The 24,344-nt window shown below is 57.2% G+C and carries 24 protein-coding genes and 2 tRNA genes; 16 read left to right on the top strand and 10 right to left on the bottom strand.

Going from position 1 to position 24,344, the window contains the following annotated elements; translation table 11 throughout:
• The first annotated feature begins 500 nt into the window (after positions 1–500).
• Positions 501–1,805: a site-specific integrase gene (locus ROO76_22505; protein MDT8070944.1), complete on the top strand. Its 1,305-nt coding sequence runs from the start codon at positions 501–503 to the stop codon at positions 1,803–1,805.
• 86 nt (positions 1,806–1,891) lie between these two features.
• Here ROO76_22505 and ROO76_22510 read toward each other — a convergent pair whose 3' ends face one another.
• The gene (locus ROO76_22510; protein ID MDT8070945.1) at positions 1,892–2,563 is read right to left on the bottom strand and encodes a hypothetical protein; all 672 of its coding nucleotides are present in this window, start codon (positions 2,561–2,563) and stop codon (positions 1,892–1,894) included.
• A 108-nt stretch (positions 2,564–2,671) separates the two neighbouring features.
• On the opposite strand from ROO76_22510, the gene ROO76_22515 reads away from it, so the two are divergent.
• The 6 genes from ROO76_22515 to ROO76_22540 all read left to right on the top strand — a co-directional run bounded on the left by ROO76_22515 (position 2,672) and on the right by ROO76_22540 (position 8,458).
• Entirely contained in the window at positions 2,672–3,130 is a 459-nt protein-coding gene (locus ROO76_22515; GenBank protein MDT8070946.1) for a hypothetical protein, read from the top strand.
• The gene (locus tag ROO76_22520; GenBank protein ID MDT8070947.1) at positions 3,130–3,375 is read left to right on the top strand and encodes a hypothetical protein; all 246 of its coding nucleotides are present in this window, start codon (positions 3,130–3,132) and stop codon (positions 3,373–3,375) included. The genes ROO76_22515 and ROO76_22520 overlap by 1 nt, the downstream gene beginning before the upstream one ends.
• Positions 3,376–4,014 carry a helix-turn-helix domain-containing protein gene (locus tag ROO76_22525; protein ID MDT8070948.1) on the top strand — a complete coding sequence of 213 codons (639 nt, stop codon included), beginning with the start codon at positions 3,376–3,378 and terminating at the stop codon, positions 4,012–4,014. It abuts the gene before it with no gap.
• Positions 3,995–4,678: an ATP-binding protein gene (locus tag ROO76_22530; GenBank protein ID MDT8070949.1), complete on the top strand. Its 684-nt coding sequence runs from the start codon at positions 3,995–3,997 to the stop codon at positions 4,676–4,678. The genes ROO76_22525 and ROO76_22530 overlap by 20 nt, the downstream gene beginning before the upstream one ends.
• A gap of 237 nt (positions 4,679–4,915) precedes the next feature.
• A complete protein-coding gene (locus ROO76_22535; protein MDT8070950.1) occupies positions 4,916–6,742 on the top strand; it encodes a phage major capsid protein in 1,827 nt (608 codons plus the stop codon).
• A gap of 165 nt (positions 6,743–6,907) precedes the next feature.
• On the top strand, positions 6,908–8,458 hold the full coding sequence (locus ROO76_22540; protein ID MDT8070951.1) for a phage portal protein: 1,551 nt from the start codon (positions 6,908–6,910) through the stop codon (positions 8,456–8,458).
• Between the two features lie 196 nt (positions 8,459–8,654).
• Here ROO76_22540 and ROO76_22545 read toward each other — a convergent pair whose 3' ends face one another.
• Both ROO76_22545 and ROO76_22550 read right to left on the bottom strand, forming a co-directional pair.
• Positions 8,655–8,879: a hypothetical protein gene (locus ROO76_22545; GenBank protein ID MDT8070952.1), complete on the bottom strand. Its 225-nt coding sequence runs from the start codon at positions 8,877–8,879 to the stop codon at positions 8,655–8,657.
• A gap of 240 nt (positions 8,880–9,119) precedes the next feature.
• Positions 9,120–9,193, bottom strand: a tRNA-Gln gene (locus ROO76_22550).
• A gap of 459 nt (positions 9,194–9,652) precedes the next feature.
• Here ROO76_22550 and ROO76_22555 point away from each other — a divergent pair.
• On the top strand, positions 9,653–10,252 hold the full coding sequence (locus tag ROO76_22555) for a hydrolase (protein MDT8070953.1): 600 nt from the start codon (positions 9,653–9,655) through the stop codon (positions 10,250–10,252).
• On the opposite strand, the gene ROO76_22560 is transcribed toward ROO76_22555, so the two are convergent.
• Entirely contained in the window at positions 10,245–10,370 is a 126-nt protein-coding gene (locus ROO76_22560; GenBank protein ID MDT8070954.1) for a hypothetical protein, read from the bottom strand. The two genes, ROO76_22555 and ROO76_22560, sit on opposite strands and share 8 nt — an antisense overlap.
• 72 nt (positions 10,371–10,442) lie before the next feature.
• Here ROO76_22560 and ROO76_22565 point away from each other — a divergent pair, with 72 nt between their 5' ends.
• Positions 10,443–12,266 carry an OmpA family protein gene (locus tag ROO76_22565; GenBank protein MDT8070955.1) on the top strand — a complete coding sequence of 608 codons (1,824 nt, stop codon included), beginning with the start codon at positions 10,443–10,445 and terminating at the stop codon, positions 12,264–12,266.
• A gap of 303 nt (positions 12,267–12,569) precedes the next feature.
• Here the strand turns inward: ROO76_22565 and ROO76_22570 are convergent, their stop codons facing one another.
• Together ROO76_22570 and ROO76_22575 are read right to left on the bottom strand one after the other, a co-directional pair.
• Positions 12,570–13,535: an AAA family ATPase gene (locus tag ROO76_22570; protein ID MDT8070956.1), complete on the bottom strand. Its 966-nt coding sequence runs from the start codon at positions 13,533–13,535 to the stop codon at positions 12,570–12,572.
• Positions 13,536–13,669: 134 nt separating this feature from the next.
• Complete coding sequence (locus ROO76_22575; GenBank protein MDT8070957.1) at positions 13,670–14,380, bottom strand: hypothetical protein; 711 nt, start codon at positions 14,378–14,380, stop codon at positions 13,670–13,672.
• 197 nt (positions 14,381–14,577) lie between these two features.
• Here ROO76_22575 and gap point away from each other — a divergent pair, with 197 nt between their 5' ends.
• From gap to tpiA, 4 genes are all read left to right on the top strand, one after another.
• Positions 14,578–15,588: a type I glyceraldehyde-3-phosphate dehydrogenase gene (gene gap, locus ROO76_22580; GenBank protein ID MDT8070958.1), complete on the top strand. Its 1,011-nt coding sequence runs from the start codon at positions 14,578–14,580 to the stop codon at positions 15,586–15,588.
• Positions 15,589–15,695: 107 nt separating this feature from the next.
• Positions 15,696–16,907, top strand: a complete 1,212-nt coding sequence (locus tag ROO76_22585; GenBank protein ID MDT8070959.1) for a phosphoglycerate kinase — start codon at positions 15,696–15,698, stop codon at positions 16,905–16,907.
• Positions 16,908–16,981: 74 nt separating this feature from the next.
• Positions 16,982–17,608 (top strand): O-acetyl-ADP-ribose deacetylase, encoded by a 627-nt coding sequence (locus tag ROO76_22590; GenBank protein ID MDT8070960.1) that lies wholly within the window; start codon positions 16,982–16,984, stop codon positions 17,606–17,608.
• Positions 17,609–17,620: 12 nt separating this feature from the next.
• Positions 17,621–18,370 (top strand): triose-phosphate isomerase, encoded by a 750-nt coding sequence (gene tpiA, locus ROO76_22595; protein MDT8070961.1) that lies wholly within the window; start codon positions 17,621–17,623, stop codon positions 18,368–18,370.
• A 99-nt stretch (positions 18,371–18,469) separates the two neighbouring features.
• Here the strand turns inward: tpiA and ROO76_22600 are convergent, their stop codons facing one another.
• On the bottom strand, positions 18,470–20,575 hold the full coding sequence (locus tag ROO76_22600; GenBank protein ID MDT8070962.1) for a M13 family metallopeptidase: 2,106 nt from the start codon (positions 20,573–20,575) through the stop codon (positions 18,470–18,472).
• Positions 20,576–20,762: 187 nt separating this feature from the next.
• On the opposite strand from ROO76_22600, the gene ROO76_22605 reads away from it, so the two are divergent.
• The 3 genes from ROO76_22605 to ROO76_22615 all read left to right on the top strand — a co-directional run bounded on the left by ROO76_22605 (position 20,763) and on the right by ROO76_22615 (position 21,964).
• Positions 20,763–20,848: transfer RNA gene (locus ROO76_22605), tRNA-Leu, on the top strand.
• 75 nt (positions 20,849–20,923) lie between these two features.
• Entirely contained in the window at positions 20,924–21,232 is a 309-nt protein-coding gene (gene secG, locus ROO76_22610) for a preprotein translocase subunit SecG (GenBank protein ID MDT8070963.1), read from the top strand.
• A gap of 102 nt (positions 21,233–21,334) precedes the next feature.
• A complete protein-coding gene (locus ROO76_22615) occupies positions 21,335–21,964 on the top strand; it encodes an MBL fold metallo-hydrolase (protein MDT8070964.1) in 630 nt (209 codons plus the stop codon).
• Between the two features lie 25 nt (positions 21,965–21,989).
• Here ROO76_22615 and ROO76_22620 read toward each other — a convergent pair whose 3' ends face one another.
• The 3 genes from ROO76_22620 to ROO76_22630 form a co-directional block, all read right to left on the bottom strand.
• Positions 21,990–22,454, bottom strand: coding sequence for a hypothetical protein (locus tag ROO76_22620; GenBank protein ID MDT8070965.1), 465 nt, complete (start codon positions 22,452–22,454; stop codon positions 21,990–21,992).
• Between the two features lie 75 nt (positions 22,455–22,529).
• Positions 22,530–22,994, bottom strand: a complete 465-nt coding sequence (locus ROO76_22625) for a CoA-binding protein (GenBank protein ID MDT8070966.1) — start codon at positions 22,992–22,994, stop codon at positions 22,530–22,532.
• A gap of 125 nt (positions 22,995–23,119) precedes the next feature.
• Positions 23,120–24,283 (bottom strand): pyridoxal phosphate-dependent aminotransferase, encoded by a 1,164-nt coding sequence (locus tag ROO76_22630; GenBank protein ID MDT8070967.1) that lies wholly within the window; start codon positions 24,281–24,283, stop codon positions 23,120–23,122.
• Between the last annotated feature and the right edge of the window lie 61 nt (positions 24,284–24,344).

Below are 24,344 nucleotides of genomic sequence, written 5' to 3' on the forward strand. Positions count from 1 at the left end.
GGTCCGGCGGCCCTCACCGTGACTGAATCAGGACAAAGCTATACTTGGGACGCGGCGCTGAACTATCAATAAGGTCACGCAGAGGACGGTGGTTTGACAGGAATTTTGTGAGTGGACAGGTTCTGACATTGTGGCGTGAGCTGGCAATCTGAAGTTGGTTATGAACACAATGGGGCACACCGACGTGCCCACTGCCATGAAGTATCAACACCCGGAGTTCGAGATTGTGCGTGAAGTTTTAAATTCACGGCACATTCCACGGCACACCGGGGTAACAGGCAACTTGGAAAACAACCGGTAAGTCGTTGAAAAGAATTTGGCTGCCCCCCAGGGATTCGAACCCCGATATGCTGATCCAGAGTGTTCTGTTCGCCACAAGTGCTATCAACGACTTACGAATGCTATATTGATAACAAAGGATTTATCTTGACTAAGCCTGCCACGAAAAGCACAATATGGACACCATTGGACATATTGTGGTGACAAGGTGGTGACAAGAAATGCCTAGATTCGAAATCACCGATAAGCTGATAAAGGTCTTACAACCGCCTCCAAGCGGCAACCGCATTCATTTTGGTGACCTCCCTGGATTCGGAGTCCGCATCTCCAGCGGCGGCGCAATCGCCTTCGTTTACACATACCGGAATGCGCACGGGCAAAAGCGGCTGATGAAAATTGGCCGATACCCGTCAACATCCTGCACCCAGGCCCGCACAAAGGCTCTCAAGTATCAGAACCTTGTGGAAAACGGTCGAGATCCGCTCGCAGAAAAACAGGCGAACTGCGACTCGCCTACCTTTGCGGACCTCTCCCGCGAATACCTCGCCGATCCCGAGACATCGAAAAAGCGCGCGTCAACGATGCGCAATGAACGGCAGATGCTCGCAACGATCATCAATAAAAACCTGGGCACGCTGCTAGTGCAGAACATCACTCGCAACGATATCGCGCGATTGCACGCATCGTTGAAGGCGACGCCATACCGCGCGAATCGAGTACTCGCCCTACTCTCGACAATGTTCTCGTTCGCAATGGAGCGAACGTTGCGCACAGACAATCCAGCAAAGGGTGTTAAGAGATACCCCGAACACAAACGCGAAGCGATGTTGACCGAAGAGCAGCTCGAGCGCCTCTCGACAGCGCTGGCATCTTACCCGGACTTGGCGCGTGACGAATCGGACCGCCTCGCGAGAGAGAGCGCGGCGAACGCTATTCGACTCCTATTACTGACCGGCGCACGTGAAAATGAAGTGCTGCAGGCCGCCTGGGCCGAGTTTGACCTGGGCCGCGCGGTATGGACTAAGCCAAGCCATCACACAAAACAGAAGAAAACGGAGCACGTTGCTCTCAGCGATGCGGCGCTCGAATTGCTGCAGAGCATGGAAAAGAAGAAATCCGGCGAACATCTCTTCCCTGGAAACAAAACTGAGAAGGACAAAACGGAAAAAGCGCGCGCTACCATTCGGCGGCCTTGGGTCCAAGTGCTGAAAGCTGCAGGCCTCGCGGAGAGAATCGAAAAAGAGGGTAAGCGCCTGGTGCGCGATGCATCTGGCAAGCTGGTTCGGCGAAAGATCATTCAGTACAAACCCGTGTTCCGCATCCATGACCTCAGGCACAATTTCGCATCGCATCTTGTCTCGCGCGGCGTGTCTCTTCACATTGTTGGCAAGCTGCTGGGGCACACGCAACCCCAAACCACCGCTCGCTATGCTCACCTGTCGGACAGTCCGTTGCGCGACGCTGCGAATCAGTTTGGGCTAATTGTCACAAGAGGCGGCAAGATTTCTGCCCAAAGCACTCGATAGATAAACTCTGAAACCCACGCTAAGAAAGGGTCCAATGTGGACCCTTTCCTCTTTCCCCCTTGTTTTCTTTGCAGACGTTTGCACAACTACTCACCTTTGCGATTCTTACCGTATTTCTTTCGCCAATGGTTCCTCTTCTGTTCTCTGAGCGCCTCCTGGGCGCACTTCTCGTCACAGTACTTCTGACCTTTACGAGCAAAAAAGTAAGGCTGTTGGCACTCGGGATTAACACAGACCCGCGCTCTGTCGGCAATTCCTTGGAAGTGATACACGGCTTGTTCGAAGGGCGTCAGGGGTGGCGGCTCATCCCTTTGTTGCTGAAAATGTTCCATGCTATCGCGAGTTTCTCGTTTCAAACTCGTCTCGAAAATCTGCTTATATTCTTCTCTGACCCTGAAAATCTGCCATTCCCTCCGTCGCAGATCCTCTGCTTGCCATGCGCGACGAAGGTATCGAGCGACCTCCGAAATGTAAGCGTGTGGCAGGCCGTGAAATTCAACCGGGAACGATTCTGGGTACCGTTTCATCAGTCGCACCATGCCATCCCAAACTCGCCGAGCTTGCGTTTCTTCTGTTGGTGTCAGGGGCGACAAACCCGCGCTGAGTGGCTCACCTTGCATCGTCTGAGTAATTGCTAGCCAAGACACTGTGGCGGGCCAGTCGGGAAGGTTTGCCCAATCTGTCAGCAGCGCCTCCGCTCGGGCAGGCCGAAGTTTCTTTCCTAGAAATAAATCGGGCGATTTCTTACTAGTACTCATGGACTACTCGCTTTCCTCTTGCGCTCGATTTGCAGAAAGCGCAAGTATAGCACGAAACAAATTGTAGATTGTTTTCGCGGTTCACGTTCGCAATGTGCTGGAGGGAAGATGCGATTCACTGAGCAAAAGCTGACGATGGCTGAAGCAGCGAGCGTCGCGGGCTACCCCGACAAACTGCTTCAAGATGCCCTAGCAAAGAACACCCTGCAGGGCTGCGGCGTGAAAGATGCGCGCCTGGGCCGGTGGTTCTTCTCCCCTTCCGATGCTCTGGGCCTGACGGTCGCGGCGCTGCTGGCACCTCAGTTGAAGCTCTCCGAGCGCTTCCACGTGGCAGGGATCGTTGCCGAACACGTTGAGACGCACATTGACGAAAGCGGCGAACTCAACGGGCCTGCTGAGATGACGATGGTATTTGGCGGCGTCTGGCCCGAATTACTTCCAGAGGTGAGCACACCGCCGGAAGTTGACGAATTGCGTCAGCAGTATCGGCCCTTTGTCGTTGTCCCAGTGAAGATGATCTTGAAGCGAGTACTTGCTCGAATCGCCAAGCTTTCCCAGGAGGGCTGATGAACGTCGAAAGCGAAATCGTCGGCCAAACAACAAACGTACTCGCAGGCTATCTGACGCGCCCGCAGCTTGCGGTGCAGCTCGGTAAATCAACGCGGTGCTTGCATCGCTGGGAGACGGATGGTAGCGGGCCGCCGGTCACGCGCCTGGGCAAGCTGGTTCTGTACAAGGTCGAATCGGTACGCGAGTGGCTTGCAGCCCTGGAAGCGCGCACTGAGCGATGTGGACGCGGGAGGCGGCGATAGATGAGCTGGAAGTGCTCAGGCTGGGTCAAAGAGCAAACGGTCACGCCAAGCGGGGAGCGGCTGCTTATCAGCGAGAAGTTTGTGTGGTTGGTCCTCGCCGACTACCACAACACAGCGAAGGCAGCGGCGTGGCCCTCTGTACCGAACTTGGCGCGTGAATGCCTGATGGAAGAACGGACCTGTTATCGCGTAATCAGTGAGTTGGAACGCAAGTTGTGTATCGTGCGCCGTCGCAACGGTACCGGTCGCGGCGCAAAGAATGAATATCTGTTTGTGGGCTTCGACGTGACCATCGAACAGGCGCGGGAGTTGCAGAAACCCTCTGACAAAGGGTGTCAGATTGTCACCCTTCGTGAGGCTAAGAACCCTGACACGCGACTCACCCTTCCCACTTCTGAAAGGGTGACAGAAACGCGCGGTATACCTGACAGGATACCTGACAAGAATACTGACACGAATACTGACACGATTTCCGGCGATGCGATTGAAAACAAAGAAAACCAGACGACAACCGGTTTTAGAACCGGTTTTAGAACCGGTCTTAGAACCGGTAACAGCGAGCCGGAAGGAAGCGCGGACGAAGCGATCATTCGAGAAACGCTGAGGAACGGATTCGAGTATGACAGTTACAAACATTGACTGCGCAGTGTGCAGTGGCACTGGGTTTCGATACATTGGCGAACCGCATCACGAACGCGCGGTGCGCTGCGAATGCCTCAAGCAAGCCGTGATCGATTCCACATTGCCTCCCCGGTATCGCGGAGCGAGCCTGGAGCAATTCGAAGAGCGTGCTGCGAACTTCGTGCGGTTGTGGCTCACGATGCCGACCGATGGCCTGTTCGTAACTGGGCCGGTTGGCACTGGCAAGACGCATCTCGCATGTGCGCTGGCGCGCACTGCGATTGACCTGGGAAAGCGCGTTTCGTTCGTGCGTTGCTGCGACCTGTACGCAGAGATTCGCAGGACGTTCAACGATGAGACAGGCAGCACCGAAGGCGACATCCTGGACCGATATGCGAGCGCGCCAATCCTTGTGCTCGATGACTTTGGAGCAGGCAGCCTGAGTGATTTCGAAAGGCGCACAGCGCTCGACATCATCGATTCGAGACTGAACCACAGGCGGCCAACAGTCGTAACTACGAACCTCGCATTGACTCGCATTCGAGAGGTAATGGACGAACGCATCGCATCGAGACTCAGCAGCTTCACACCGTTCCGTCTGATTGGACCAGATCGAAGGGCGCAAGGTACTCCCCCAGGGGTGCGGCCTGCGGGTAACGCGCGAGCCGCGACTTGTCTCTAGCAAAGTCGCAAAAATGTAGGTTGATTTCGGGTTATCGAGGTTGATTTTGGATTCCGAAAAGGACAACACGGAGCAAGCGCAAAACGACGGGCAATCCCCCATTGCGGAAGTTCCCGTCCTTCGTGATCCCAAGCACTTCGGTCGGATTCGCAACGGCATATCCGACCTGGGGAGATCTAAGTGCAGGCGTCTGCACAAAGCGGGCGGGGAGTTTCAAACCGGCCTGGGAGGGAAAACATGCAATCGGTAACACCAACAAAATTGCCGGTTCTGCATCGCTCGATGTCACTAGAACGCGCGGCTTCCGGCGACGTCAGTCTGAGCCTTACGAGTGATGCGCCAGTCGAGCGTTGGTTCGGAATCGAAATTCTGGACCACACGCCCGACGCTATTGTCACCACTCGGGCAAAGGACGGACTGCCACTGCTCTTCAATCACGATGAAGCGCAACTCATCGGGCGACTGGAAAACATGCGCGTCGCAAAAGGTCGCACTCGTTTCTCCGTCCGGTTTGCGGCAAATGACGCGCTCGCCCAGGAGAAGCGCTCGCTAGTCGAGGATGGAATTTTGCGCGACGCGAGTGCGGGTTACATCGTTCACGCAATGGAAGAGCGCGGGCAGGATGCCCAGGGCCGCAAGATTTTTCACGTCACAAAATGGGAACCCTACGAAGGTTCGCTGGTTGCGGTGCCCGCCGATCCCGGCGTCGGCGTTGGTCGCAGCGCAGCGCGCGAAGAATACCCCGTAGCAATACGGGCGAATCAAAATCCGGCTTCGGCCGCAAAGAGGAATCACAACATGAATCAGAACATCACCGTTAACGCCGATCCCGCCGCGGCCGAGTTTGAACGGCAAACCGCAATTCGCGCGCTCGGCAAGATGCACAACATGGACCTCGAAGCTCTACTCAACGACCAGAACGTCACGGTTGACCGCGCGCGTGAGGTCGTTCTCAACTCGCTATCTCGCGGTGCGAGATCCGTTTCGCAGCCTGCGGGTGACGATGGCGGCTCAACGCTGATCGAGTTGAACCAGCGCGAGAGAGAGCGCTATTCCGTCCGTTCCGCCATTCTCTCGGCGATGACGGGCGAGAACAGCTTCGAACGCGAAATATCGCACGATTTCTGCAAGCGCACGGGCCGCCGAACTGGGGACAAGTTCTCTCTTTGGGTGCCCTATCGCACAGGGCAGCGAGCTGCGCACACGCTCAACATCACCACCGCTACCCAGGGGCAGGAATTAGCGCCGACGTTGCTGCCAGACGTAATCGAATACCTGTACAAACAGGTTGTCTGCGTCGCGGCGGGCGCTCGCGTACTGAGTGGCCTCGTGGGGAAAGTCGCTTTCCCGCGAATGACCGGCAACACGGCAGCTTCAATGAAGGCGGAAAGCATCGCGGCGGCGCAGTCCGACGTGACGTTCGATCAAGTCCCGATGGAACCGCGCCGGGGCACGCTGTACACGAGCTACACTGTTGACCTGCTGCGGCAATCCTCGTTCGATGTCGAGAACCTGGTGCGCGCTGATCTCGGCAAACAAATCGCGATACTGGTTGATGCGATGGCCTTGACAGGCGACGGGAACGCGCCCAATCCGACGGGCGTGATGAACACGGCAAACATCGGCAGCGCGACATGGACCGCCACAAGCGAACTGACGAAAACCAAGTCGATCATTGCCCTGGAATCCGCGCTGGCGGCAAAGGAAGCACTCAATGGCGCGCCCGCCTACATCACCACGCCCGAAGCCAAGGGAATGCTCAAAGGCACCGCAAAGCTCGCCAACACGTCTGGAATTGGCATCTGGGAGGGCGACCGCATGAACGGATATGCCGCGTTCGCCTCCAACCTGATGCCGAAGGATCTGGGTGCTGGTTCTGACCACGGCATCCTGTTCGGGGATTTTTCTAACCTAATCCTGGGCGACTGGGGCGGCCTGGAATTGGTAGTAGACCCCTACACTCGAGCAAAGGAAGCTGAGGTCGCACTCATCGTGCGTCACTACTTCGATATCGCTGTGAGGCACCCGGAGTCGTTCGCGAAAATGTCCTTCGCGATTGCGTAGTTTCACCAGACGGCGCTGTCTGTCAGCCGCAGACAGCGCCCTGGGGAGATGACGCGCTCCTCTGCACCTCCTTAGCCGCGCGTCTCCCCTGGGGAGCGGATTCGAACTTCCGCCGAACACCGCTCCCCCACTTTTCGCTTCACAGGGCGGATGGAGAAGCAACTTATGACCTGGAAAGCTGCGATGTATCGTTTACTGTCGCGCGTCGGCCTGTCTCCGCGTGCCACGCGCTACCAAGCGCCCTTTGAGGGTGCGAGCTTCTCCCGCCTCAATATGGATTGGGCGACTTCTCTTCTATCGTCAGATCAAAAGCTGCGTTTCTCGCAACGCGTCATGCGGATGCGCTCGCGCGAGCTGGCGCAGAACAACGATTACGTCATCCGCTTCCTGAATCTCGCGCGGCAGAACGTTATTGGACGCCACGGAATCGGCATGGAAATCGCGTTCGATCAGGAGCAATTCAACGGCGCCGATGCTCTCGCAGAGAAGATCGAAACCGCATGGCAGCGATGGAGTGAACGCGTTTCGACCTGTGGCCAAATGTCCTGGGTCGATTTCCAGCAAGCATGGATTGCGTGGTTTCTCGCCGATGGCGAAACCTTCGTAAAGCGCGTCAAAGGGTACCCGCACAACATCACCCGCTTCGCGCTGCAGCCGATCGACCCCGATGTCGTCGACGTCAGCTTCAATCGCGATCGAATTGAGAGCGGCGGCGGCGGCGCAAACGAAGTGCGGATGGGAGTCGAGTTGGACAGTTGGCGGCGGCCCGTGGCCTACTGGGCGCTGCGACGCCACCCAGGCGAAGGCGCAACTGTCGCGCGCGACCGCATTCCCGCTGAAGAGATGGACCACTCGTTTGTGTTCAAAATGATTGCTCAGACGCGCGGCGTGCCCTGGCTTCACACTGCAATGACTCGCATGAAGATGTTAGGCGGATACGAAGAGGCGGAGCTGGTAGCGTCGCGCCTGGCCGCGTGCAAGATGGGCTTTTTCTCCAGCGAAACTGGCGAGAGCTACGAAGGCGGAGAGCGGGCCGCAAGCGGCGAACTCGAAGTAACCGTTGAACCGGGCTCATGGGAGGAACTACCGGCAGGGCTTGACGTGAAAACTGTTGACTGGCAGCACCCGAACCAACAATTCGCGGAGTTCAGCAAAGCGATGCTGCGCGGCGCGGCAATGGGAATCAACGTCAGTTATTCATCTCTGACTGGGGATCTGCGCGATGTCAACTTCTCTTCGATCCGTCAAGGCATCCTCGATGAACGCGACGGCTGGGCATTGCTGCAGGCATTCGCAGTAGACCATCTCTGTAAGCCTGTGTTTTCCGATTGGCTGCGCATGGCCGTGACGACTGGACAAGTCGAGTTGCCCAGGCAATTACCGGTGGAAGCCGTGATCGAAGCAACGACCTGGACGCCACGTGGCTGGGACTGGGTTGATCCTCGAAGGGATGTGGATGCTGATATTGCAGCCGTGCGCGCGGGTATGACTTCCCTTAAACAGGTCTGCGCGAAGCGCGGCTTCGACTGGCGAGAAGTTCTGGAGCAGCGTGCAAAGGAAAACACATTCGCAGAAGGCCTCGGGCTATCACTCGACTTCACCACATCGGGAGCAGGCGGCGTAGAGGGAGACGCTCAAAGCGAAGGCTCTCAGCCGGCAACGCCGGCAACGCCGGCGAGAACGAAGCCGAATGGGCAGGCCCCCAAGGTGCATTAAGGGAGATTTGGAACCCGCTGCGCCAAAAGGGGAGACGCGAGAAAGGGAAAGCCCCGCGTGCAAACGTCTGCAATAAATCTCGTAAACTTTTCCCTGCTTGCGTCTCGCGCGCATCTGGGAAGCTGGTTAGGGAGCGGCATGTCTCGAACCTGGGCCGCTGCTCCCAAAGCCTGAATACCTGAGATGGATTCTTCAGCTATATACTCGCGGGATCGTGTGCGACTGTCGTCTCGACTTCCAGACCTGCATCCTTCGCCCCGTCAACGATGGCTTCCACGGAGCGCCGCTCGACTGCAAGCGACTCGCCTTGCCACTGCCACGGCTCAGCCTGGGTGTTCTCCGTGATCCACGCTTTACCCGTAATGGAGACCGGTATCAGCAAAGCGATGCCGCTGTCGTAGACAACTCTAATGTCCGTCACCCTCGCCTCCCTCTCTTCTCGTCTGCCGCTACGATACCTTTCTGACGCCTTAGAAGGCGAAAAAATACTTCAGCGGGCATCACAAAGCCAGCGTTGCGGTTGTTGGTGACAAGGTGGTGACAAAGGGCGTCCCGGTGCGCCTGCTGACGCTCTCTGGTGTGCTCGGCTTGCGATTGGTGACAAGGTGGTGACAAATTAGAGGCATGAAAATCTTGATATTGAGGAAACCCGCATTTTTATTGGCTGCCCCCCAGGGATTCGAACCCCGATATGCTGATCCAGAGTCAGCTGTCCTGCCGTTGAACGAGGGGGCAGCAAGTAATGTTGGAAGAGCGGTCGCAAGTGCGTTCGGCTAAGGGCGCACTGCGCTTACAACCAATTTCGATTCTAAGGGGTACGATCATACGCGTCAACTTTCGTCCGGATCGACTTTCGTTCCATCGGCTTTCGCTCCATCAACTTCGCTCCCCTCTCCACCGATTTTAATTCCCACCATCAACTTCCGTCACCGTTCAGGTTCCCGCGTCACTTCGTTCCGTTCAACTTTCGTCCGTAACGATTTCCTGCCATCCATCTCTCCGTCTTTCGTCCGTGCTGTTGTCAGGTTTCGCCTGAGGGTGCCACGTCTCGGCCTATTGCCTAGTTGGCTGCAGCGTGGCACTGCCTTCTCTGTCCGGATTGCCCGCGCAGAGTAATCAGGGCGCCATAGAACTCAGAATGCTTGGCCCACGCGGGGCGAGTTAGAATGATAATTCGTTAATAGAGGAGCAGTGATGGCGACGACTTTCGGACGCATTGAAACTCTCTCAATGAATGAAATTGCGCGGCAGCCGCTTCAGGTAGAGACTTGCGCGCTGGTTGTAATCGACATTCAACAGAAGCTGCTTCCGCCGATTTTCAATAAGGAGCAGTTGATTCGGAACTCTTCCCTGCTCATCCGTCTCGCCAAGATTCTGGGCATTCCGATTCTCCTGACCACTCAATACGCAAAGGGCCTGGGTGAGACCGTGCCTGAAATTGCGGCGTTGGCCGAGGTCGCTTCCATCGACAAACTTGAATTCAGTTGCTTTGGCAAAGAGGATTTCTGTTCTGCCGTCAAGACTTTGCCCGGCAATAGGACAACGATGCTTCTCTGCGGGATGGAAACTCACATCTGTGTTATGCAGACTGCGCTGGGCGCTCTTGACCAGGGATACATCGTCCACGTTGCTTCTGACGCGGTTGGCTCACGCGCGGAGTGGAACTGGCGGATCGGTCTCGAACGAATGCGCGATGCCGGATGCGTGATCTCCTCAACCGAGATGATGATGTACGAACTGTTACGACAGAGCGGCACGCCCGCTTTCAAAGAACTCCTTCCCTACCTCAAGTAGCCGAGCCGCCGCGCTGTCCAAAAGACTCGTCGTCGATCTGCGCGATGAGCTCACGTGCGTTCTGTCCAGCCCTCGACGGCGCACGATTCTGCACAACCTCTTTCCTTTCGTATGTCATCCCTAACCCCAGGGCTCCAAATACCACTCCGCTTCGCTCTCTGAAGTGACTCGCAAGAAGGGGGGAAATCTTATGGTGCAGAAATCCCTGTTCGCAGTCGTATTGTCTGCAGCAATGGGCATTACGGCTACGGTCGCGGCTCAGACCGACTCATCCGCTGAAAGCAGCACTCCACAACAAGATCAACAAATTCAGGTCACGCCGATGGACCAAACGCCGGTATACCGCGTGCAGGTCGTCGAGCGCACCACGGATGCCATTGACTATCGCCACCGTGCAAGATCGACGATCAACATTCACGGAACGTCTCTGGATCCGAACATTACCGGGAAGGCGAAAATAAACAGCAAGAACGGACGCATCGCCGTCGAAGCCAAACTCAACCACATGAATAAGCCCGAGAGCTATGGGCCGCAATACCTGACGTACGTTCTCTGGGCGATCACTCCGGAAGGACGCCCCAGCAACCTTGGCGAGGTCCTGCCGAACGATGACGGGAACGCTGAACTGCACGTTACGACTAATCTGCAGGCATTTGGTTTGATCGTCACCGCCGAGCCGTACTTTGCGGTAACCGCACCCAGCAACCTGGTTGTTGCCGATAACATCATCACGCAAAAGACTCAGGGGTGGGCGCAACCGATTCATGCAAGATTTGAGGCTGTTAACCGCAGCGAATACACGGTCGACATTCCGGCCTCTGAACTGCCGGCCACTGCCGCTGACCGCAAGAAAGTGCCGCTAGAACTGCTCGAGGCTCGCAATGCAGTCGCGATCGCGAAGGCGACCGGGGCCCGGCAGTACGCCTCCGACGCACTGGATAAGGCCGAAGATTTCCTGAGCAAGGGAGAGGACTATCTGAACCGTAAACAGCCGAAATCGGCCATTGCGACTGTCGCGCGTTATGCGACACAGCAGGCCGAAGATGCGCGGTTGCTGACAATCCGCGACAAACGACAAGAACAGGCTGAGAAAGAACGTGAACAGATCCGGCAACGCGCTGAAAACGCCGAGCAACAGGCGGACGAGGCTCAACAACGTGCGCAAGAGGCGCGTCAGCAGGCGGAAGATGAAGCCGCGAGAGCCCGGGCAGCGCAGGATCAACTCCAGCAAACGCAGCAGCAGACTCAGGAAACACAGCAGCAGTTGACCCAGGCGCAGCAGGAGTTGGCACAAGCTCAGGCTGCACAGCAGACTGCCCAGCAGGCAGCACAGCAAGCCGCGCAGGAGCGCGCTGCCGCCGAACAGGCGCGACAACAGGCTCTGATGGAACAGCAGAACCTTCGCCAGCAGGCACAACAGGCGCAGATGCAGGCTCAGCAGGCAGAAATGCAGCGCGAACAAACGCGCCAAAGACTGCTCTCTCAACTCAACCAGGTCCTGCAAACGAGGGACACTGCACGAGGGCTGATCGTCAATATGTCTGACGTCCTGTTCGATTTCAACAGAGCAAGCCTGAAGCCCGGCGCGAAGGTGCGGCTCGCGAAGGTCGCAGGCATTTTGCTTGCTTATCCGGACCTCCACTTGAAGATTGAGGGTTATACCGACAATATAGGCACCCCCTCGTACAACGTGCAGTTGTCGAATCGTCGCGCGGCCTCGGTCCGCGATTACCTGGTCAGCCAGGGCGTACCTGCCTCAAACGTAACGGCGGAAGGGCTCGGCGAATCCAATCCTGTGGCGTCCAATGCGACGGCTGCAGGGCGCCAAATGAACCGCCGCGTCGATCTGGTCGTCTCCGGTCAATCGATCGAAGCCACCCGGGGAAACTCCTGGTGGCCCGGGCGGTACCCCAGGTACCAGCGCCAGCGGAACTGTTACGGGTACCCGGACCACCGAGGTCGATCGGAGCTATCAGTCATCGAGCACCTCGGATACGGCTCAGCCCGCGAATAACCCCCAGCCGGCCGGCAATATCAACAACGCACAACCAGCAGACGTCCAGACGGGCAACACGAACGCTCAACCTGCAACTGCTGTGCCGAATGGCGGGCAGCCCGTAAACTCGCAACCGGCAGTGCAGCCAAACCTGCCCTCGTCTCAGCCGGCCAATTCTTCGCCGCCGAGCCCACAGTCAATGCAGCAGCAGGTTCCTGGCACCCCTGCTTCCACTCCCCCCTCCACCCCTCCGCGCCAGTGAGCGCAACAGCAAACGGGCGCGGCTTGTAACCGCGCCCTTCGTTGAGCCTGGATGTTTAATTAGAAGAGTTCGTCGCTGGGATCCACCGCATCCTGATCAGATTCCGGGGCGGCTGGTGGCTGCTTCTTCAGGCGCACGATGGTGATCTTCGCGAATCCCTCTTCGAACTTGGGTGGCCGCAGCTTCTGTCCCATGCGCTGCATGATCTCGTCCGGCACGTTGCGTGAGCGCATTCGGTTGCGCTCCATGCAGACCTCCGTCGGAACATCAAAGAAGACCGCATGCGCTTCGTAGCCGAAATCGCGCGCCATCTTGATCCAGCTATGGCGCTCCTTCGGCGAGAGATTTGTTGCGTCAATGTAGTTCCACGGACGCCCAGCGATCATCCGGGCGCGCAGCATCGCTCGAAGCGTCGAGAAGACAAGATCCTGGTATCGCTGCTCGGTTGGATCATCGAATAAAAGCCCACGCACAAGGTCGCTGGAGAGCGGAATGATGTTGTGACGCTTGAACCATGACGATTTGCCCGAACCTGGCAACCCGATCGCAAGCACCACCGCGCCTTTCGTCTTTTTGCCTTTGGGTTTCTGTGGGGATGGAGGTGCGGGTGCCGGGGTCTCCGGAACCACTCCGTCGAGTTCCGCCTCCGCAGCCTCGCCCGTGGCCAGACCGGGTGCGATCGGCAGTACTGGCGACTGTCCCTGTTCTCGGCCGCGATTGCCGCGTCCGCGACGCCCCCGCCGGCGCCCACGGCGCCCGCGTTCCCCGCCAGCCGCGGGAACTTCTGCGGCCGGAACAGGCGCGTCGGTTTCGGCTTCAATAGGCTCTGGATCTGTTTCGGGCTGCGATTCGTATTCGGGCTCGGGGTGAGACACCGGGGGAGCCGAAGTCAATGCCGAATCGTCACGATCCAAGAAAGTAGGTTGTAGAGGCGCCGGCTTTTGTTCCCCGGAGTTCTGCCCTTCCTGGGACCCTGCGCCGGGCTTCTTGCGCCGCTTCGCGCGGTCGCGTATCCACTTACGCATACGGGAGTTTTTATAACACGTTTGCAGACTGAGGGCGAGTCACAGGTACCGAGAAAAGCAGCAATTGGCCATTAACAATTACCAACAGCTCCCTATTCGCAGAGTTTCTCTTGATCCAAATGCCATTGTGGTTGCTAATTGCTGATGGCTAATTGCTTATCTTTCATCACTTCTTCCGGGTCGTATTGATGCAGCCCCCGCACGACTTTTTGCAACGGTGCCAGGCGCAACAGATATATATGCTTCCGCGGTTCATCGCCTTCAATGTATTCCGCAACTTCGTAGAGTTTGTCATTGTATGAAATCGTCATCAGGTGATCCCAACCCGGCCTGCTGCGGCAACTCGCAATTGCCAAGTCGTACCCGCTACCGTTCATGGGCGGCTCACTGACCAGATCTGGCACGCGCGGCCCCTGCTTCTTCTCCGCGTAGTATTCGCTCCACTTCTGCGAGGCTATGTCGAGCAGAGCCAGAGGCAGCGTCCCGACCACTTCCCGGGTAGAGATTGCCGCTATCAATCGCACCGCACCTTCAAATGCAAAATAGATCAGCAGCAGTGACGTCGGTAGAAGCACGTACGCGACGAGCAGGATGATGCCGGCTGCTCTCACGGCGGTGTCTCCACCCTTCTCTGCCAACCCGGCAACCACTCGAGCATCAATCTGCGCGACCTGCTCCTGGATGAATCGCGGATAGCGGACGGCGAGAATTCCCAACGCCGATAGCATCTGCGCGATTCCTGACGCGACGGCACTAGTCAGCAGGTTCCCGTGCCACTGCGGAAGCCATTGCCGCCTAAAACGTTCCGGCAGTAGAACAACCGCGAATCCGAGGAGGAAATTCATTTAGCTAATTCTGCAATCAGCATCTGCAACGCAGCAAGTCTCTTCCGTCACTGTCCCATTGTGAATAACTGGTGACGCGCAGCACGCAAAATCGTGTCGCCGGCGCTTTCCTCAGGCGCTTCCCGGATGCTACGATTTTCTGTTGCTTACTCAATCAGGAAGTCTTCTGTACACAGCAATCATCCACGGAGGCAAGAATGGCGATTAAAGTCGGTATCAATGGTTTTGGGCGGATTGGCCGCAACGTCCTGCGCACGGCGCTGGGAGACAAGAGCATCGAGATCGTGGCGGTCAACGATTTGACCGATCCAAAGACTCTCGCGCACCTTCTGAAATACGACTCAATCCTCGGCAATCTTCATCACAACATCACTGCCACCGCGGATTCGATCAAGATCGACGATCAGACTGTCACAGTATTCGCCCAAAAAGATCCCGCACAACTCGATTGGAACTCGCTCGGTGTACAGGTCGTCGTCGAGTCGACTGGCCGCTTCACCAACGCCGAAGACGCCAAGAAGCACCTGCGCGGATCGGTGAAGAAAGTCATCATCTCCGCCCCGGCCAAGGGTGAGGACATCACCATCGTCCTCGGCGTAAACGAAGACAAGTACGATCCGGCGAAGCACAACATCATCTCGAACGCATCCTGCACGACGAATTGTCTCGCGCCGGTCGCGAAAGTGCTCAACGACACGTTCAAGATCGTGAAGGGCACGATGACCACGATCCATTCCTATACCAACGATCAGGTCATCCTGGACTTCCCGCACAAGGACCTGCGTCGCGCCCGCGCCGCCGCGCTGTCGATGATTCCGACCTCGACGGGCGCCGCCAAGGCAATCTACCTGGCGATCCCTGACCTGAAGGGCAAGCTAGATGGCTTTGCCATTCGCGTACCAACTCCGAACGTGTCCTGCGTGGACCTCGTTGTGGTCACCGAGAAGAACACCACGGTGGAGGAAGTGAACGCGGCGATGAAGAAGGCCTCCGAAGTCGGATCGCTGAAGGGCTATCTCGGCTACGAAGAGAACGAACTGGTGTCGATGGATTTCCGAGGCGACTCGCGGTCCTCGATCTTTGACGCGCCGCTCACCCGTGTCATCGGCGGCAACCTCGTGAAGATCATCTCCTGGTACGACAACGAGTGGGGTTACAGTTGCCGCGTGCGCGACCTCATTAAGTACATCGGCAACAAGGGTCTGTAAATCAGTGCCCCACCCTTCCGCGCGCGTCTTGAGCGAAGGGTGGGGTTTTACGCAGTTTCAACCCGCAACGGGCTCTCGCCCGCCGCTTGCATTACGCAAGGTGCGCCATGGCCAAACTTTCGATTCGCGATCTTTCCCTGAATAATCACCGGATTTTCATGCGGGTGGATTTCAATGTCCCGCTCGATAACGGACGCGTCACTGACGATACGCGCATCCGCGAAACCCTTCCCACCATCGAGTACGCGCTGCGTCACGGCGCCAAGCTCATCCTCGCTTCGCACCTGGGGCGCCCCAAGGGCAAGCCCAAGCCGGAATTCAGTCTTCGACCGGTCGCCGAACGGCTTCGCATCCTGCTCGATGAGCGCATCGGACGCGGCCAGAACGTGGGATTCTCTCCCGATTGTGTCGGTATGCAAGCCGAAGAACTGGCAGGCAGGCTTGAGCGCGGCCAGACATTGCTGCTCGAAAATGTCCGCTTCCACGCCGAAGAAGAAGCCAACGACGAGACTTTCTCCAAGCAGTTGGCGAAACTCGCCGACTTCTATGTCAACGATGCCTTCGGCTCCGCACATCGTGCCCACGCTTCAACTGTCGGTATCACTAAGTTCGTTTCCAAGTCCGCCGCCGGCCTGCTGATGGAAAAGGAACTCGAGTATCTCGGCAAGGCGATGTCGAATCCGCAAAAGCCATTCGTCGCGATCCTCGGTGGCGCCAAGGTCAGCGACAAAATCGGGGTGATCAAAAACCTCATCGGCAAAGTCGACGCCCTGATCATCGGCGGCGGCATGGCCTACACTTTCCTGAAAGCGCAAGGCCATGAAATCGGAAAATCTCTGCTCGAAGCCGACAAGATCGACCTCGCGAAAGAACTGCTCGCCGAAGCGAAGCACAAGAACGTTCGCCTGCTGCTCCCCGTCGACCACGTTGTCTCCGACAAGCTCGACGCCACCGCGCGCCCGCAGATGATCGCGAAAGGCCAGCCAATTCCGGCCGACAAGATGGCGCTCGACATCGGTCCCGAAACGATTCAGCTCTTCGCGGACGAGATTTCGCGCGCCCGCACCATCGTCTGGAACGGGCCCATGGGCGTCTTTGAACTCGATCCGTTCGCGGTCGGCACAACCAGGATCGCGCGAGCGGTCGCCGACAATGCTGGTGCAACATCTATCGTCGGCGGCGGTGACAGCGTCGCAGCCGTGCACAAGGCCGGGGTTGCTGACAAGATTACGCATATTTCCACCGGTGGCGGGGCTTCACTCGAATTCCTCGAGGGCAAAAAACTCCCCGGCGTGGAAGCGCTCACGGACAAGCACTGACTGCATACTCTCGGTGCCCCACATCTGCCGCAGTTGGCGGATGTGGGTGCAACCTCAATTTCGGCAGGTAGAAATTGACTGAAACCGTGCGCCTCTCGCTGGGTGAAGGTTCGACCATCGAACTGGTGGAAGGCGACATCACGCGCCAGCAGGTCGACGCCATCGTGAACGCCGCCAACTCATCGCTGATGGGCGGCGGCGGAGTCGATGGCGCGATCCATCGCGCCGGCGGCCTTGAGATTCTCGAAGAGTGCCGTAAGATCGTGGCTGCGCAAGGCTCTCTTCTACCCGGCCGCGCAGTACACACCACCGCCGGACTGCTTCCCGCCGGATTCGTCATCCACACCGTCGGCCCCGTCTGGCACGGCGGCGAGCACGGCGAACCGGAAACGCTTGCCAGTTGCTATCGAGAATCGCTGATGCTCGCCGACAGGCTTCAACTCCAGCACATTGCATTTCCGTCCATCTCAACGGGCGCTTACGGCTACCCCGTAGCGGAAGCTGCCGAAGTTGCGCTTGGAACCGTTGCTGCTGTTCTTCCTGATCTTCGCTACGTCCGCGAAGTCCGTTTTGTCCTTTTCGCTAACCGAGATTTCAACACCTATCGTCGGGCACTCGAGTCGCTAATAGCCCAAAACCCTGACCGCTATCAACTCATAGTTCGTTCCGAGAACCACCGGGCCGAGCCCGGACCGTCATAATCGAGAGAACCCATGCGAAAGAAAATCATTGCCGCCAATTGGAAGATGTACAAAACTCCCGCCGAATCGCGCGCCTTCATGGACGCCTTCATTCCGCTCGTAAAAGATCACAAGCGTGATGAGATCGTTATTTGTCCGCCATTCGTCGACATCGCCGCCGTGGTCGACGCCGCCAAGGGCACGAACATCAAGGTCGGCGGACAAAATCTTTATTGGGAGAAAGAAGGCGCCTATACCGGCGAAATCAGCGGAGCCATGCTCATCGGCGCCGGATGCGAATACGTCATCATCGGCCACTCCGAACGGCGCCAGTACTTTGGTGAAACCGACGACACCGTCAATCGCCGACTCGAAGTCGCACTCGAAGCGGGACTCTCTGTTATTCTCTGCGTCGGCGAAGTCATCGAAGAACGCGAAGCTGGCCTGACAGAAGATGTCCTGCGCCGCCAGTGCAACCGAGCCTTCCGCGGCATCGGCACCAAGAAGGCCGCTAAAATGAGCATCGCCTACGAACCAGTCTGGGCGATAGGCACCGGCAGAACCGCCACTCCGGAGCTTGCCGAACAGGCTCACCTCGTCATCCGTGGCGAAGCCGAGAGCATGTTCGGAAACGAATACGCTAACCAGCTTCGTATTCTCTACGGTGGCAGCGTGAAACCCGACAACGCGACCGCCCTCATGAGCCAGCCCGACATCGACGGCGCCCTGGTAGGCGGCGCGAGCCTGAAACCGGACAGCTTCGCGAAAATCGTCAGATATTAAGACCCCTGGGTACTCACAGAAGCCTTGAAACTCAAAAGCAAAAGGGCAAGACGGATTACATGACCGTCTTGCCCTTTGCCTTCTTCCCTTTGACTTGCCTTACCAGATCTTCACTCTCTGATCCGGCGCGAGGTACAGTGTTTCTCCTGGCTTCACATTGAACGCCGGATACCAGGCATCAATGTTCCTCACCGTATCGGCACGGTACTGCGCTGGGGAGTGTGGATCGGTTGCAACCTGCCGGCGAAGGGCAGCGTCCCTTGTCTTCTGTCCCCATGCCTGTCCAAACGCGATGAAGAACTGCTGGTCGCCGGTGAACCCATCTTGCACGGGTGCAGGCTTTCCTTTCAGAGACGCATGGTAGCCGTCATACGCTGCGTCCAAACCGGCGACATCGGCGATGTTTTCCGCCTCCGTCTGCTTGCCATTCAGCGACAGGTCCGGGAAAGGCTTGTACTGGTTATATTGCTCCACGAGCTTCTGCGTAGAGGCCTCGAACCGCTCCAGGTCCGCCGGTGTCCACCAGTTTCGCAGCCGTCCCTTGTCGTCGAACGTGCTTCCCTCGGTGTCGAAGGTGTGGCTGATCTCGTGTCCGATCACGGCGCCAATCGCGCCGTAATTGGTCGCTGCCGGAGCCTTCGGGTCGAAGAATGGGGGCTGCAGGATCGCGGCCGGGAAGTTCAGCGCAATCTGCAGTGGCAGGTTCACGGCATTCACGGTCTGCGGCGTCATTGACCACTCCTGACGGTTCACGATCGAACCCAATCGGTCCACCTGAAAGTGATATTCATACAACCGCGCCCGCTCGACGTTTCTGAAAGCGTCATCAGGGTTCACCTCATATTTTGAATAATCCCGCCACGTTTCGGGATACCCGATGCCGACGTAGAGAGCGCTCAGCTTCGCCTCGGCTTCCTGCTTGGTCTTCGGATTCATCCATGTGAGCGCCTGTATCCTTTTCCGAAAGGCATTGATGATGTTGGTGACCATCTCCTGTCCCATGGCCTTTGCCTCCGGCGAAAAATACCGCTTCGCATAAACTTTGCCGACGGCATCGCCCAGGTACTGATTCACCAGGTCCACAGCCCGACGCCACCGCGGCATCTGCTCGGGCGTCCCCAGGAGCGTCTTGCCGAAAAAGTCGAACTGCTCATCTTCAAATGCCTTGGGCAGCACGTTGGCGTACGCCTCGATCTGGTGAAATGCCAGCCAATCCTTCCATGTATCCAGCGGCTCGGAAGCCACCAGGCCCGATTCGCCCGTGAACGCTTCCGGTTGCCAAACGTCGAAGTTCTTTACCTGGGTTAGACCGGCACCCTGGAAGAATTCCGCCCAGTCGAGTCCCGGAGCGTTTTTGGTGAAATCTTCCTGAGTCCAGTTATTGTCCGCTTTGTGAATGTTCTCATTGTCTGCCAGCGAGCGCTGCTTCTCGGCAATTGCGTGCTCCAATTCGTAAACCTTCGCTGCGCGCGCTTCCGGGTCGCTGAATCCAGCCAGCTTGAACATTGCCGCAACATGCGCCTTGTACTTCTCCTGAATCTCCTTCATGTGCGCCGTGTTGGAGATGTAGTACTCGCGGTCCGGCATCACCAGTCCGCCCTGCAGCAAGTACGCGTTGTAGTGCTGGTAGTCGGTGAACCCGGGACCCACCCACAACCCGAAAAGGTTCTGCGTGTGGTAGTTGGTATTGTTCATCGGATCGACGTCGGCGCGCAGGCTTTCGCCCAGCGCCCGCGATAGACCCTTCTTATCTTTGATCGCGTTGATGGCATCGAGCATTGGCTTGAGCGGCGCAATCCCGCGCTTCTCGATCGCGGCCTCGTCCATGTAGGAGTTGTAGAGGTCGGCCATCTTCTGCGCTTCCGAACCCGCAGGAGCCTTCGACTTCGCCGCATCCTGGATGATGTCTGCCACGTTCTTGTCGGCTATATTCAGCAGCGCCGTGAAACCGGAAACACTACTACGATCCGGAGGAATAACTGTCCGCTTGATCCAGTCGCCATTTGCGTACAGAAAGAAATTGTCGCCCGGCTTGACGCCCGTATCCATGTTGGCCGGAACAAAGCCGCGAATCTCGGCTGCACCTGCACCTGTCTCTGGGCCCTTTTGGGATCCTTGTGCCAAAGCCAAGGAACATGTCAGGGCGAAGCTGATAGAAAGAATTGAAATTCGCGTGATCAAGGCACGCACGGATCTTTCAGGCATTTTCATTTTCGGAGCTCCACGTTTATGAGTACTGTACGGGTGAATATGGTTGGACGGCTCAGGAAGCAAGGAGATAGCGCCTCAGTGCTGGCCTGCCGCTTCAAGGGTCTCCGCTACGCCCAGCGCGGAGTTTGCTATAATCGAAATGCCTCAATTGTGTTCTTTGGAAATGGTTACCCCGAGATGTGCGGAAGTGGTGGAATTGGCAGACACACCATCTTGAGGGGGTGGCGCCCAAAAGGCGTGCGGGTTCAAGTCCCGCCTTCCGCACCATGCTGCTCCTTTCCAAGTTCCTCAAGGCAAAAGTTTTGAAGGGCGATGCCGTGAGTTAACCGGCAAACATTGTAAATGTTTATCCTCATCACGATTATTCACATTATCGTTTCGTTGTTCCTGATCGGCGTGGTCCTGCTGCAGAGCGGTCAGAGTGGCGACATCGCTGCTGCGTTCGGAGGCATGGGCAGCCAGACGGCTTTCGGTCCTCGCTCGGCCGCTAACACCCTGACCAGGGCGACGACCGTCGCTGCAGTCATCTTCATGCTCACCTCGTTCACGCTGGCCATCATGTCCACCCGCGAGGGCAGCACCGTCGGCGGCAGTTCGGTCCTTGGCAACACACCGACGCAGCAGCAACAGGCTCCGGCTCCGAAGAAGTAAGTTTCAACAACAACAAAGCCTCCGGTTACGGAGGCTTTTGCATTTTTGGGGTCGAAAGTCTAAAGTCGCAAGCGAGAAGTTTCGCTTTCGACTTTAGACCGCATGATCCACGAAATCCTTCCTGTCGGCCCGCTCCAGTGCAATTGCTCCATCGTGGGCGACGAAAAGTCCCACGAAGCCATCGTCATCGATCCTGGCGACGAAATCGAGTCCATCCTCGGAATTCTTCGTTCTCACAATCTCGCCCTCAAACAGATCGTCATCACCCATGCACACATCGATCACGTTGGGGGCGCCGCGAAGTTGAAGCGCGCGACCGGCGCTCCCATCCTCCTCAACGAGAACGATACCGCGCTTCTGAAGATGCTCGACGTACAGGCTGCATGGCTCGGAATGCGTCCGCCCGGCGAGGTCACCGTGGATCGCAACCTTCGCGAGGGCGATTCCATAAATGCAGGCTCTCATCAGGGGCAGGTGATCCATACCCCGGGACACACCGAAGGGTCCCTCTGTCTCTTGTTTGCTCCGGAGAAAACTCTGATTGCGGGAGACACTCTCTTCGCGGGGAGCATCGGACGCACCGATCTGCCCGGGGGAAACTACAAGAAAATCATTGATTCCCTACACGGGAAACTACTCACTCTGCCGGACGAAACTCTCGTGATCCCCGGCCACGGTCCCACAACGACGATAGGCGAAGAGCGCGAGAGCAATCCATTCCTGCAAAAGTAAAAGGCAGTCAGACCTGCAACCGCGATCAGGATGCCACTGCAGTCCTCTTCCTCGCCGCCTCGGCGGTCAACTCCTCGTACTCCAGGGACAGGTAGTAAACCGCGGTCTCGAAGAACTGTTCCATCATGCGAATGAGTTCGAACCCTGCCTGCAACTCGAGCGGGTTCTCGGTCACTCCCTCGTGAACCAGGTAGTCCCACAAGTTTTCCTTGCTGGTCATGATGGCCCAATAAACAGTGCTCAGCGGAACTCCCTGCTCGAACCGTCGTCGCGCGACTTGCCGGTACATGTGTTCGATATCGCGTTCAGTCTTGTTGACCAGCCAGTCGCTGAGTTGCCTGTAGATTTCACGAACGCGTTCTTCGATCTCCGCTCGCGGAACCTTTCGCAGTTCGCGACACTTGTCGCAAATCTCCAGTTTCCGCATCATTTCTTCTGCAAGTTGGTCTGAGTGGTGTTCTATAAGTCGCACCAGCCTGAGAGCAATCATGATCGCCTCCCGTGGTGGACAGCCCTCACGCGGATTGTAATCCCAAAACCCCTCCGCGGGCGCATTGGAAAATGGTTATCTCGGATAGCTGTGAAACACTTTTCGCACAAAACCATGAAACCTGTGAATGCCGCCACTGTTATTCAAGAACATGAACGGACACTCACCATTTATGACGTTCACCCCTGCGTTCCTCAGACGCGAGAGTGAAAGCGGCGATACCTTGCTCCGCCCGTTATACCCATAAATCCACACGTGACGAACTCCAGCTTTGGCGCAGTCCTGCATGAGATCTTCCGTTATCGCCTGAGGCGTCATCAGTAATACGGCGTCAGGCGCAGGCCTCACATCCGCCAGTCGCGGACAGAATTGCGATCCATCGACTTCTGTTGCGTTCGGGTTAACAGCAACCGTCTCATAACCTCGCGCAACGAATTCCTTGAACAACGAGCGACTGAAATCTTTTGGATTCCGCGAAACGCCAATCACCGCAATCCGCTTCTGCCCCAGAAATTCTCGAATTTCGTCCAGAGAATTCATATTGATCCTGAGGTTATCCTAAGGTGGTCGAATAACTATTTCAGTGACTGCCGTACTAGCGGGATGTGCGAGCGGGGACGCGATTCAGGTTCAGCCGTAGTGCGGCTTCTCCTATAACCAACCCGTCACTCTGCAAGGAAGCTCAGAATTCTTGCGATGCCTTCCCTGCAGACGTCCTCTCGAGTAATCAGGCTCAGTACCAGGTACCCCTCCGATACGAAGTCGAAGAAATGTCCCGGCTGCACCAGCACGTTTTCCTGCTCCAGCAATTGAATGGCAAGTTCTTCATCCGATCGGATAGCCGGCACACGCAGCACGGCGTACCAGCCTCCCTCAACCTGCAAACGTTGGCACAGGCTCTGCTTGCGCAGTTGCCCATCCAGCGTGGCAAGATTCTCCTTCACTCTCGCCTTCAACTGCTGCTGAATCCCCTCGCGCATCGCCAGCATCTCCGGTAAGGCCCACTGCACTGGCGCATTAGGCGAGAGGTAAGTATCCGCAATCACCTCCAGCCGCGCTGACGCCTCCTGCGCGACCGATTCCGGCCCGCTCAGCGCCATCCACGCCGACTTCATCTGCGGCAACCCGCTGATCTTCGACAACCCGCTCAAGGTGAGCGTCAAAGCCCCCCAACTTCCCGCAAACGAGAGTGGAGCGTCCCCACCAACTGAATAGTCCAGGAACACCTCATCCACAATGATGGCTAGGCCGCGCTCGTCGCAAATGCGATCCAACAGCCGCTTCTCTTCTTTCTTCACATATGATCCGGTCGGGTTATTCGGATGGACGACCAGGACTGCCCGCGTGTTCGAAGCCATCGCGCACTCGAGCGAATGGAAATCAATCTGCCATCCGTGATCGTAAATCAACTCATACGGAACCAGTTTCACGTCCTGCAAATCGGCGAGAAACTCGAATAACGGGTAGCTGGGTTGCGGAACGAGGACCTCGTCGCCGGGATCGCAGAGCAGGCGAAACACATATGTGTACGCCTCACTCGTGCTCACGGTTAAAAAGATCTGCTCGGCCGAAACTTCGATTCCCTTCTCGGCGTAGTACCCGGCAACCGCCTTTCGCGCCGGCAGCAATCCTTTTGACGCCGGCTCATAATCCAGCCCCCGCGGCGAGGCCAACGCCTTCAGCAGTCGTTCCGACTCATATTGCAACCCAACTTCGGTCGGATTAGACGCCGTCAGGTCCAGCAGTTCGCGCCCACTGGCGCGAAAGCGTTCGAGTGCTTCCGTATATTTGTTTTTCGTCAGCTTCCAATTCGTTCGGCGCGAGAACATGGCCTTGAATCTACAAGCTGCCGTTCGTCCGCGCAAACTTCAACCAGCAGCTCACGCATGG

This window comes from Terriglobia bacterium (genome assembly GCA_032252755.1).
Classification (GTDB): domain Bacteria; phylum Acidobacteriota; class Terriglobia; order Terriglobales; family Acidobacteriaceae; genus JAVUPY01.

What these genes read in the sequence shown, in the direction of transcription:
- secG (MDT8070963.1), top strand. Translation starts at nt 20,924, where the DNA reads ATGTTTATCCTCATCACGATTATTCACATTATCGTTTCGTTGTTCCTG.
- ROO76_22560 (MDT8070954.1), bottom strand. Translation starts at nt 10,370, where the DNA reads ATGACATACGAAAGGAAAGAGGTTGTGCAGAATCGTGCGCCGTCGAGG.
- gap (MDT8070958.1), top strand. Translation starts at nt 14,578, where the DNA reads ATGGCGATTAAAGTCGGTATCAATGGTTTTGGGCGGATTGGCCGCAAC.
- tpiA (MDT8070961.1), top strand. Translation starts at nt 17,621, where the DNA reads ATGCGAAAGAAAATCATTGCCGCCAATTGGAAGATGTACAAAACTCCC.
- ROO76_22505 (MDT8070944.1), top strand. Translation starts at nt 501, where the DNA reads ATGCCTAGATTCGAAATCACCGATAAGCTGATAAAGGTCTTACAACCG.
- ROO76_22615 (MDT8070964.1), top strand. Translation starts at nt 21,335, where the DNA reads ATGATCCACGAAATCCTTCCTGTCGGCCCGCTCCAGTGCAATTGCTCC.
- ROO76_22600 (MDT8070962.1), bottom strand. Translation starts at nt 20,575, where the DNA reads ATGCCTGAAAGATCCGTGCGTGCCTTGATCACGCGAATTTCAATTCTT.
- ROO76_22535 (MDT8070950.1), top strand. Translation starts at nt 4,916, where the DNA reads ATGCAATCGGTAACACCAACAAAATTGCCGGTTCTGCATCGCTCGATG.
- ROO76_22570 (MDT8070956.1), bottom strand. Translation starts at nt 13,535, where the DNA reads ATGCGTAAGTGGATACGCGACCGCGCGAAGCGGCGCAAGAAGCCCGGC.
- ROO76_22520 (MDT8070947.1), top strand. Translation starts at nt 3,130, where the DNA reads ATGAACGTCGAAAGCGAAATCGTCGGCCAAACAACAAACGTACTCGCA.
- ROO76_22555 (MDT8070953.1), top strand. Translation starts at nt 9,653, where the DNA reads ATGGCGACGACTTTCGGACGCATTGAAACTCTCTCAATGAATGAAATT.
- ROO76_22620 (MDT8070965.1), bottom strand. Translation starts at nt 22,454, where the DNA reads ATGATTGCTCTCAGGCTGGTGCGACTTATAGAACACCACTCAGACCAA.
- ROO76_22515 (MDT8070946.1), top strand. Translation starts at nt 2,672, where the DNA reads ATGCGATTCACTGAGCAAAAGCTGACGATGGCTGAAGCAGCGAGCGTC.
- ROO76_22530 (MDT8070949.1), top strand. Translation starts at nt 3,995, where the DNA reads ATGACAGTTACAAACATTGACTGCGCAGTGTGCAGTGGCACTGGGTTT.
- ROO76_22540 (MDT8070951.1), top strand. Translation starts at nt 6,908, where the DNA reads ATGACCTGGAAAGCTGCGATGTATCGTTTACTGTCGCGCGTCGGCCTG.
- ROO76_22575 (MDT8070957.1), bottom strand. Translation starts at nt 14,380, where the DNA reads ATGAATTTCCTCCTCGGATTCGCGGTTGTTCTACTGCCGGAACGTTTT.
- ROO76_22510 (MDT8070945.1), bottom strand. Translation starts at nt 2,563, where the DNA reads ATGAGTACTAGTAAGAAATCGCCCGATTTATTTCTAGGAAAGAAACTT.
- ROO76_22565 (MDT8070955.1), top strand. Translation starts at nt 10,443, where the DNA reads ATGGTGCAGAAATCCCTGTTCGCAGTCGTATTGTCTGCAGCAATGGGC.
- ROO76_22525 (MDT8070948.1), top strand. Translation starts at nt 3,376, where the DNA reads ATGAGCTGGAAGTGCTCAGGCTGGGTCAAAGAGCAAACGGTCACGCCA.
- ROO76_22630 (MDT8070967.1), bottom strand. Translation starts at nt 24,283, where the DNA reads ATGTTCTCGCGCCGAACGAATTGGAAGCTGACGAAAAACAAATATACG.
- ROO76_22625 (MDT8070966.1), bottom strand. Translation starts at nt 22,994, where the DNA reads ATGAATTCTCTGGACGAAATTCGAGAATTTCTGGGGCAGAAGCGGATT.
- ROO76_22585 (MDT8070959.1), top strand. Translation starts at nt 15,696, where the DNA reads ATGGCCAAACTTTCGATTCGCGATCTTTCCCTGAATAATCACCGGATT.